Source organism: Acetobacter papayae JCM 25143 (assembly GCF_000613285.1).
Classification (GTDB): domain Bacteria; phylum Pseudomonadota; class Alphaproteobacteria; order Acetobacterales; family Acetobacteraceae; genus Acetobacter; species Acetobacter papayae.
This window is the reverse complement of record NZ_BAIN01000083.1, coordinates 1-8,731: the sequence shown is the minus strand read 5'-3', so window position 1 is coordinate 8,731 and position 8,731 is coordinate 1. Positions and strand designations below refer to the sequence as shown.

Below are 8,731 nucleotides of genomic sequence, written 5' to 3'. Positions count from 1 at the left end.
CCCGTGCGGGTGCTGCATGTGGTGGTGGCAGGCGATATCGGCGGGGCCGAACGGCTGCTGATCGACCTTGCGACCCGCCCGGAGCAGACCGGGGCCACCCACGCCCTTGCCCTGTTCACCCCTAACCCACGGCTGCGCGCGCTGTTCCGCGATGCCGGGCTGCGGATACACGATCACGGCCCCTCCGCGCTGCACCCGCTGGCCTATCTGTGGCGCTCCTTCGGCCCTGTTGATATGCGCTGGATTGCCCGCGCCATCCGGGCCGAGCAGGCCGATCTTGTGCATGTGCACACCTATGCCTCGCATATTCCCGGTGTGAGGGCGGCCAAGCTATGTGGTGTGCCGGTTCTACGAACCGAGCACGGGCTGCACCATTATACCGACCCAAGCTGCGCGCTGTTCCGCCGCTGGGCGCTGCGCAATACCGATATGGTTGTATGCGTAAGCGATTATGTGCGCCGCTTTGTGGCCAAGCACGCACCCACCATGGTGCCGCGCCTGCGTGTTGCCCGTAACGGCGTGGATCAGCATTATTTTACCCCTGCCCCTTTCCCGCCTGACAGCCTTTCACCTTTGGCATTACCTGCCGGCTTGAAGCCTGGAAGCAGGTTGATCTGGTCATTCGCGCCATGGCGCACCTACCCGGCTGCCATCTGGTCGTAACCGGTGATGGCAGCCAGCGCCCGGCACTGGAACAACTCGCACGCACGCTGGGTATAGCGGAGCGGGTGCGCTTCCTTGGCTATCTGCCCGACCCCAGAACAGCCACCGCACAGGTGCATGCCAGTGTCAGCGCCTCACGCGATGAACCGCTGGGTCTGACCATTCTTGAAGCCATGGCCATGGGCCGCCCGGTTGTGGCCTTTGCCAGCGGCGGCGTGCCGGAAATTGTACAGCCGGGCATTACAGGCTGGTTGGCCCCGCCACAGAGCGAAAACGGACTGGTGGCCGCCATGCGCGAGGCCAGCCGCTCACCCGCCATGGCACACACCATGGGCGCGCAGGCCCGGGCCTTTATTGAGCAATCATGCTCGATCGAGACTATGTGCCAGCACTATGCCGATGCCTATGCAACCCTCGTACCCGCCCGCGCGCGTGAACAGGCTGGCTGACCATGCTGCGCGTGCAGGACATTGAAAAAACCGTCAACGGCAAGCGAATCATCAAGAACATCAGCCTGCATGTCGGGCATGGTGAAATTGTCGGCCTGCTTGGCCCCAACGGTGCGGGCAAATCCACCACCTTCCGCCTGCTGACGGGTATCCTCCAGCCCGATGCGGGTACGGTCACACTCAATGGTGTGGATGTCACACGCATGCCGTTTCACCTGCGTGCGCAGTATGGTCTGGCTTACCTGCCGCAAACCTCTTTTCTGCCGCGCACGCTCTCCGTGCAGAAAACGCTGGATCTGGTGCTGGAAACCCGCCCGGCCTCGCGCAAGGAGCGGGCGGCAAAACGCGATGCGTTGCTGGAAGAATTCAGCCTTGAGACCGTACGCCATCGCCGCACGGCACTACTCTCGGGCGGGCAGAGACGCCGGTGCGAAATCGCGGTCTGCATGGCGTGCGACCCCGTCATTGCCTTGTTTGATGAACCTTTCGCCGGGGTGGACCCGCTCAATACCGGCACGGTTACGGGCCTGCTGCGCCACCTGACGGATAAGGGCCTGTCCGTACTCATTACCGACCACAGCGCCATGGATATCCTGCGGCTAGTGGACCGTGCCTATGTTGTGGAATCCGGCCGGGTTCTGGCCGAGGGCGACCCAACCACACTCTCGCGAGACCCCGACGTGCGCCGTGTTTATCTGGGCGAGGGAAACACGCTGTGACACACGCCGCCTCACGCCTGACCCGTTTCAGAAACTGGCTCAAAACCCTGTATGTGCGCCAGTTCCTGCGCTCGGTGCTGCTACAGGCAGCCATGGCCATGGGCGTGATCGAAGCCATTTTTCTGGCTGAGCGCGTCCCCATGATTTTCCGTGATGTGATTCACAACCATGTATCGGTGCTGGATACGGGGCTGATTTTCCTGCTCAGCGCCCCGCAGATTCTCGACCTTGCCCTGCCGCTGGTGCTGACGGTGGCGGTCTATCGTACCGTGCTGACCATGCGCGAAAGCCGCGAACTACTGGTGCTATGTGCCAGTGGCCAGAGCCCGTTTTCATGTATGAAGCCGCTTGGCCTAGTTACCGTAGTAGCTCTGATCTGCTCTATCACCTCATCTGGTCTGATCAATCCCGCCGCCCTTTACAGCCAGCGGCTTGTCCTGTTCAACGCGACCTATCACTACCTGATCACCCCTTCGCCCCAGAGCCAGCTTTTTCTCTCACAAAAGCGCACCCTCTATATTCCAAGCCGTGTTGCGGCCGACCACACACAGCCTACCCCTACCGGGCATGAAGCCCTGTTCATTCATGAACCTGTGGACAAAACGCATTTCCGCATCATTCAGGCTGAAGGGCTGCACGCCACGGGTTTTGCCCCCGAGAAGCTGCTGGCCGTCAATCTGAGCCAGATGCTTTCGCGTATCTTCACCATTACCGACACATCCGGGGCAGAAACCCCCTGCTGTGACGATGCGCAGGACAATGTCACGGCAGACAAGGTTTACAAGGCCCTGTCGCTGGACGACATCATACCCTTTGCCCCGCGCGATGCCGATGGCGCGGAACTGACGCTGCCGGAACTGTATTTTCCCAATATCAAGAAAATCGAGCGCCCTGCGGCAACCCGCCTCGCTATGGAGCGTCTTGCCCGCGCGCTGCTCTGCCTGCTGGCACCACTGGTGGCTCTTGTCGCACTCAGCCAGACAACCCAACGCAACAGCGCCCTGCCCCTTCCTGCGGGCTGTCTTTTGCTCATGAGCTGCAATGTTGTCACCCAATGGTTCATGGGGTTTGTCATCCCCCATGGCGTATGGGTATCCACCGCCGCCATGCTGGGCTGCACCGCGCTGATAAGCGGTCTGCTACTACTACAGCTCCGCGCCACCAGCAGCCGCCTGCTGCTGCCACAACTCTTCCGGGCGTGAGCGCATCATGACCACTCCTTCTGCTCCCCCCTTGTCCGATACGCCACGCAAGCGCTTCCGTCTGGCGCCATTCGGCCTGTTCACCCGCTTTATCCTTGTGGCGTATCTGCGTAATGTCGCCATTATCGCCAGCGTGCTGCTATCTGTTGCCCTGACCATAGACCTGTGGCCACAGATGAACGCGGTCATGAACGCAGGCGGGCACGGGGCCGCACGCAACCTGCTGGTGTTCTGCCTGCTGCGTATACCGGGGCTTATGGCCCCGCTCATGCCGTTCACGACCTTTCTGGCTGTCTGGCTGACGGAAATGGCCCATACCCGTTCGGGTGAGCGGCTGTTCGTATCCAATGCGGGACGCTCGCCGCTCAAAAGCCTCTGCCTGTGCTGCTGCTGGGGGTGCTGGTTGGCCCTGCCACCTTCGTTCTGGATGGCTGCCTTGGGCCTGCGGCCATAACCGAGCAGATGCGGGAGCACATCGGCCGTGATGCCCAACGCCTTGACCGTAGCCAGACCAGCGGCACAATCTGGATTGAAAGTCGCAAGGGGCTTATCTCAACCCGTATCGCCTACGGGCCGCCCGCAATCCTGCATGATCTGAGCTTCTATCGCTTCGATAGCAATTTCCAGCTTGTGGAAATCGATATGGCACCGATCGCGCGGTATGATGCCGCATCTGACCAGTGGCACCTGCTCAAGCCCAGCACATGGAAGGGTGATGCCTTCTCACCCACGCAGGTCACGCCGGTGCCTGATGCGGAAATCACCCGCGACCTTGGCATTTTTCCGCAATGGCTGAGCGTATACGGGATCGAGGTACAGTATCTCCCCATTCACACGTTGCGCACTCTTGCCCGCCATGGGGGCGAAGGGTATGACGCAGCCCCTTACAAAACACGGCTGGCCTCGCTTTACGCCGCCTTTGTGCTACCCGGCGCCATGGCGCTGCTGGCTTATGTGCTGAGTGCGGCGCTTATTCCCTATACTGTAACTGCCAGCAGGGCGGGCCGCGTTCTGGCATGGGGATATGCGCGCATGCCACGACACGCGTATGCGTGCTGCTAGGGCAGACAGCCGTTATCCCGGCATGGCTTGCAGGCGGCTTCGTGCCCTGTACTGCGCTGGCTGTTGCCGCCTATACATTATGGAAAACGGAACGCGCGGCCTGATATTGCCGCGCTGTTTTGCCTTGTTGTTAAAGGCAAAGCCAATGGGCCAGAGCTAGCGCTTCTGGTCCACCAGTTTCTGATACAGGGCAAAAAGCCTGTCGAAATGCCTGTCTATGTCACCCACCTGCAAACCGGCCTCATACGCGGCGGCTGACAGGGCCTTACGGTCACGTGCCGCAAAACGTACAATGGCCCGCGCGGCATCCTGCGCATCGCCCGGCTTGTAGGTTTCGGCATAGGCCGGGCGGGCAAGATCGCCCGCGCCACCAGCAGCTGGCACAATAAGCGGCGTGCCGGAACACAGGGCTTCTGCCACCACAAACCCGAAGGTTTCCGCCGTAGAACCATGGAACAGCGCATCGGCACTGGCCATCATACGGGCAAGCCTGACACGGTCTGTTTCCGCACCGGCAATATGGACATGAGGTAGACCCGCCGCCAGCTTGCGCACTTTGGCATGCTGCAAGCCATCACCAATAATATACAGGCCAACAGGCTGGCCCTTTGGCACCATGCTCAGGGCACGCATCAGCATAGGGACACGTTTTTCCGGGTGATGCCGCCCCACCGTCACCAGCAGGGTGGCGCTACTATCTAGCCCACAGGCCGCCAGCATGGACGTGCGCAGGGTCTCATCACGCAGGTCAGGACTGAATTCCCCGCCCCGGATGCCAAACGGCACAACCTCGATCCGCTCCAGTCCCTGCCGGGCAAAACGGTCGGCCAGCCACTGGCCCGCCACCACACAGCAGTCATAGGAAGCATCAAGCCGGCGCAGATAGCGCCAGAACCAACCAAAAAAACCATCAATGGTTTTCTCGGACAAAAAACCGCCCAGTAGGGTCTGTGGGTATACCGCAACCGGGTCCGCATGCATGAATAAGGCGCGGGGTGCCTTACCCTGCCACTGCCCGGCAAGCCAGCCGCCCCGCCAAGGGGATGACCCCTCCAGCATATCGGGGTTTTCCTGATCCAGCACACGCCAGACCGGCTCGGCCTTCCAGAACATACGGTAGCGCGGGTCTGCTGGCATGGCGGGGCTTTTAACCCAGACAATACGCCCGCCGGGCCTTGGCTCCACCCTGTCTTCAGGGCCGGGTGCGATCACCACCAGCGTATGGCCCAGCCTTTCCGCTGCGCGGAACTTGGCCTCTACGTAGGTTTTTACACCCCCGCTGCGGGGCGTAAAACTCCGAAACATCGGCAATTTTCACGCCTTAGTTCCGTCAACCAGCTTGCGGTAACGGTTCAGCAGCATTTCCATGGGCACAGACCATGAAAAGCTCAGACTCCGCTCACGCGCCGCCAGCCCCATGCGATGCCGCAGTTCCGGGTCTTCCAGCAGGCGCTTTACATAGGTGGTGAAGCTATCGGCATCACGCGGCGTGGCCAGAAAGCCGGTTTCGCCATCTACCACCAGCGACTGGCTACCGGGCGCACTGGCGCAGACACAGGGCAGTCCCGCAGCCATGGCCTCCAGCGTCACATTGCCGAATGTTTCCGTATCACTGGGGAAGACGAAAATATCGCCCGAAGCATAAGCCCGGGCCAGTTCCTCGCCCTGTAATGTGCCGGTAAAGATCGTATCCGGGCAGGCCTGTTCGAGCATCTGCCGTTCGGGACCATCCCCCACCACGAGGCTGCGGAACGGCACGCCCTGCTCCTTGAGCCGGGTAAACACGCCAGCCAGCGTTGCTAACTGCTTCTCGCGCACCAGACGTGAGACAAACAGCACAACCACTTCATCCGGCCCGATACCGAGTGACTCACGCCACGCCTGCGAACGCTGGGCCGGGTTGAACAGATCAGCATCAACGCCGCGCTGCCACAGGATAAAGTTATCGTGCTGCCCGCCCTGACGGAGTTCATCAATCATGGACTGCGTGGGGACGTAAACTTCCTTGCAGGTAGCATAATACGAGCTGAGGTAGTTTTTCAGCAGCCGCGTGAAAAGATTGGCCACCCCGTAATACTCAAGGTATTTTTCGTAGCAGGTATGGTACGAGGCCACGAGCGGCACACCAAGCCTGCGGGCCATACGCAGGGTAGAGTACCCCAGCCAGTCCGGTGCCAGCGCCACATGAATGATATCGGGCTTGAAAGCCTCGATTTCCGCCTGCGGCAGGCTAAAGGCCAGCCGGTAATCAGACCTGCCCGGCAAAGGGATGGACGGCACGGGCACAATCTGCCCATGGTGCTGGAAAGCCTGTTTCTTCTTGTTAACCGGCGTGAAGACACGAACCTCCACGCCCGCTTTTTCCAAATGCTCCACCAGACGATTCAACGTCAGGGCAACACCATCGCGGATGTAATTGTAGGAACTGGCGACGATAGCCACGCGCATCCGCCGTCCGTTCGGCAGAAGGCCGGGCTCACCAGCAAAGGTAAACGCCTTCGACGTTTTGGACGCCTTCAAGATACCACTTCTACCCTCGACATCCACATTATACGATGCGACCTGCATATTAACGTCTGTTCAAGCTCCCTAACAGAAATTCATCATTTTCAGGTTTGCCGCTTGTGGCACAAAACCGCATCCTGAGGAATATAAAATTGTTTTTGTCCCTTTTACGGATCAATAACTTAGTACCCTGACCATCTCCCCTGAAATGCTTTTAAATCAATCCACAAGCTGCAGACTGCATGCCGCGCAGTATGCCCAAATATAACAACTTCAACCTGTCAAATTTTATTACAGTCTTTTCCAATCCTTATTCCGCGTTGACAGACTGACCCATTTTCAGGAGAAAACACCATGATCCTGAACAGCCCTACCGCGACCAGAATTTTCCAGGTCATCAAGCAAATATTTCTCTATGTATTTCCGCTGATATTCATCACGCTTATTGGCCTAAAACTTAAGAAAATAGGCTGGCATGCCCTTATCCATGCCCTTCCGACCAACCCGGTTTTTTACGCACTCCAGATCCCGGCTTTCTTTCTTCTGCCCCTGACAGAAAAAATGATCTTCAGGCTGCTTCTCGGTGCGGAAAACTCGGTCCCTCTCGTCATTCTGTTCCGCAAGCGGGTCCTGAATACCAATGTGCTGGAATACTCAGGAGAGACCTACCTCTATAACTGGATGACCAAAAATAGGGCGGTTACGCGTTCGCAGCTCTTCCATGCCGTCAAGGACTCTGCTGCTGTCCGGCGTTGCGGGGTTTGTTGTTTTCCTGGCTGTCGCACTTTATCTGCTGCTGTCTTCACCCGCCATTAGCGGTATTATTGCCCAGAATATGAAGCTGGCGACAATTCTGGTTATTCTTCTGCCTGTTATCCCGGCTCTTTTCTTCCTTAACTCTGGCAGAAAAGAGGGTAGCTTTTCAAAACAACAACTGGCCGGTGTTTTCTTTATTCATCTTTTCCGCTCAGCATCTGCTCTCACGCTGGATATGCTGATCATTTTTTGCGCGTCTTCGCTCTATTCATTCTATCTGTCATTTGAAATTGTTGCTCTACGCCTTTTCATAACGCGCATTCCCTTTCTTCCATCCAAAGACCTTGTTTTTGTCTGGCTGGGGATCAGTGCCGCCAAGGTTCTGAATGTACCGCAGGCGGGACTGGCAACTGTGCTCATGATCATGACCAGCCTGCAACAGATACTGGATTACCTGCTGATCGGTCTGCCATGGCTGGTGGAATATATCTGGCAGACCCGTCTGGGTAAGAAAAAAAACGAGGGCTAAGCTTCTCCCCCCGCCCCGGCGTTCAACAAAGCAAGCGCCCAAAAACCCTCATACCACTGGGCAAGGAACGCGCCTTGCCCCTCTTACCCTGACTGACAGCAGGAAGGGTAGCCAACAACGCCCGAATGTTACCCCCCATCCTGTAACGCAAGCACACCATCGTGCTTGCGAGCCGGTTCCTGTTTCTGGGCAGAGGCCTGAAAATCCTCCAGCCGGAACGCCGACAGGAAACCACGCAACTGGCTGGCCTGCCCGGCCATGTTAGTGCTGGCAGCAGAGGTCTGCTCAACCATCGCGGCATTCTGGCGTGTGCCCTGATCAATGGTCGCAACGGCATTATTGACATCCTGCAAAGCAGAGGCCTGTTCTTTCGTCGCGGTGGCAATGGCTTTCAGATGATCGCTAATTTCCGACACGCTACAACTTTTGCAACTCACATCACATAGTAGCAGAATATGTATTATAATTTAATTTCATAGACTTACGTGTATATGAAATATTTGAATTACAGAAATTCGAAAATTTTCATTATGACTTCTGGAGCCATCTGCCGTTAATTCCTAACCATCATAGTCGCGCCAGAAACTATAACGCCACCGCAAGAAGCGGAAAATCACTTAGCCCTTGCAGGCTTCATTGCCAGAGAGCATTAAGATAAAAAATATCTTGCCCCTCACAGTGGAGACAAAATAAGCAGTTATAGCCTATCGCAACTACTAGCAGGACACCGATATATAAGGTTATCCCACAGGTATTAGCCTGCGATATTTACTGCTGCGCAGAAAATATGGAATTTATTTTTAAGGAAAGTTTCATTTGAAACATATTGATACAATTATGTTTCTA

The 8,731-nt window shown here is 57.4% G+C and carries 11 protein-coding genes; 8 read left to right on the top strand and 3 right to left on the bottom strand.

The genetic code is table 11. The annotated features are described in order from the left end of the window. The 6 genes from JCM25143_RS24275 to JCM25143_RS21655 form a co-directional block, all read left to right on the top strand. The coding region (locus JCM25143_RS24275; RefSeq protein ID WP_234395267.1) for a glycosyltransferase family 4 protein at positions 1-663 on the top strand (663 nt) is incomplete at its 5' end. Further along, entirely contained in the window at positions 630-1,112 is a 483-nt protein-coding gene (locus tag JCM25143_RS24270) for a glycosyltransferase family 4 protein (protein WP_234395266.1), read from the top strand. The genes JCM25143_RS24275 and JCM25143_RS24270, both read left to right, overlap by 34 nt. A gap of 2 nt (positions 1,113-1,114) precedes the next feature. Further along, positions 1,115-1,831, top strand: coding sequence for an LPS export ABC transporter ATP-binding protein (gene lptB / locus JCM25143_RS13380; protein WP_025861576.1), 717 nt, complete (start codon positions 1,115-1,117; stop codon positions 1,829-1,831). Further along, a complete protein-coding gene (locus tag JCM25143_RS13375) occupies positions 1,828-3,033 on the top strand; it encodes an LptF/LptG family permease (RefSeq protein ID WP_025861575.1) in 1,206 nt (401 codons plus the stop codon). The genes lptB and JCM25143_RS13375 overlap by 4 nt, the downstream gene beginning before the upstream one ends. A gap of 7 nt (positions 3,034-3,040) precedes the next feature. Beyond that, positions 3,041-3,487, top strand: a complete 447-nt coding sequence (locus JCM25143_RS21660; RefSeq protein ID WP_148300145.1) for a hypothetical protein — start codon at positions 3,041-3,043, stop codon at positions 3,485-3,487. After that, on the top strand, positions 3,415-4,095 hold the full coding sequence (locus tag JCM25143_RS21655) for an LptF/LptG family permease (protein WP_025861572.1): 681 nt from the start codon (positions 3,415-3,417) through the stop codon (positions 4,093-4,095). The genes JCM25143_RS21660 and JCM25143_RS21655 overlap by 73 nt, the downstream gene beginning before the upstream one ends. A 156-nt stretch (positions 4,096-4,251) precedes the next feature. Here the strand turns inward: JCM25143_RS21655 and JCM25143_RS19705 are convergent, their stop codons facing one another. Both JCM25143_RS19705 and JCM25143_RS13350 read right to left on the bottom strand, forming a co-directional pair. Beyond that, positions 4,252-5,400 (bottom strand): glycosyltransferase, encoded by a 1,149-nt coding sequence (locus JCM25143_RS19705; RefSeq protein ID WP_234395264.1) that lies wholly within the window; start codon positions 5,398-5,400, stop codon positions 4,252-4,254. A gap of 9 nt (positions 5,401-5,409) precedes the next feature. After that, positions 5,410-6,615, bottom strand: a complete 1,206-nt coding sequence (locus tag JCM25143_RS13350) for a glycosyltransferase family 4 protein (RefSeq protein WP_051543371.1) — start codon at positions 6,613-6,615, stop codon at positions 5,410-5,412. A 339-nt stretch (positions 6,616-6,954) separates the two neighbouring features. Between JCM25143_RS13350 and JCM25143_RS13345 the strand changes: the two genes are divergently transcribed. Next, complete coding sequence (locus tag JCM25143_RS13345) at positions 6,955-7,416, top strand: hypothetical protein (protein WP_025861570.1); 462 nt, start codon at positions 6,955-6,957, stop codon at positions 7,414-7,416. Beyond that, complete coding sequence (locus JCM25143_RS22455; RefSeq protein WP_159101652.1) at positions 7,322-7,885, top strand: hypothetical protein; 564 nt, start codon at positions 7,322-7,324, stop codon at positions 7,883-7,885. The genes JCM25143_RS13345 and JCM25143_RS22455 overlap by 95 nt, the downstream gene beginning before the upstream one ends. Positions 7,886-8,013: 128 nt before the next feature. Here the strand turns inward: JCM25143_RS22455 and JCM25143_RS13335 are convergent, their stop codons facing one another. Further along, positions 8,014-8,301 carry a hypothetical protein gene (locus JCM25143_RS13335; RefSeq protein ID WP_025861567.1) on the bottom strand — a complete coding sequence of 96 codons (288 nt, stop codon included), beginning with the start codon at positions 8,299-8,301 and terminating at the stop codon, positions 8,014-8,016. Between the last annotated feature and the right edge of the window lie 430 nt (positions 8,302-8,731).

Bases quoted from the DNA above. Each gene is read 5' to 3' on its own strand.
- JCM25143_RS22455 (WP_159101652.1), top strand. From the start codon at position 7,322: ATGCCGTCAAGGACTCTGCTGCTGTCCGGCGTTGCGGGGTTTGTTGTT.
- JCM25143_RS19705 (WP_234395264.1), bottom strand. From the start codon at position 5,400: ATGTTTCGGAGTTTTACGCCCCGCAGCGGGGGTGTAAAAACCTACGTA.
- JCM25143_RS13345 (WP_025861570.1), top strand. From the start codon at position 6,955: ATGATCCTGAACAGCCCTACCGCGACCAGAATTTTCCAGGTCATCAAG.
- lptB (WP_025861576.1), top strand. From the start codon at position 1,115: ATGCTGCGCGTGCAGGACATTGAAAAAACCGTCAACGGCAAGCGAATC.
- JCM25143_RS24270 (WP_234395266.1), top strand. From the start codon at position 630: ATGGCGCACCTACCCGGCTGCCATCTGGTCGTAACCGGTGATGGCAGC.
- JCM25143_RS21660 (WP_148300145.1), top strand. From the start codon at position 3,041: ATGACCACTCCTTCTGCTCCCCCCTTGTCCGATACGCCACGCAAGCGC.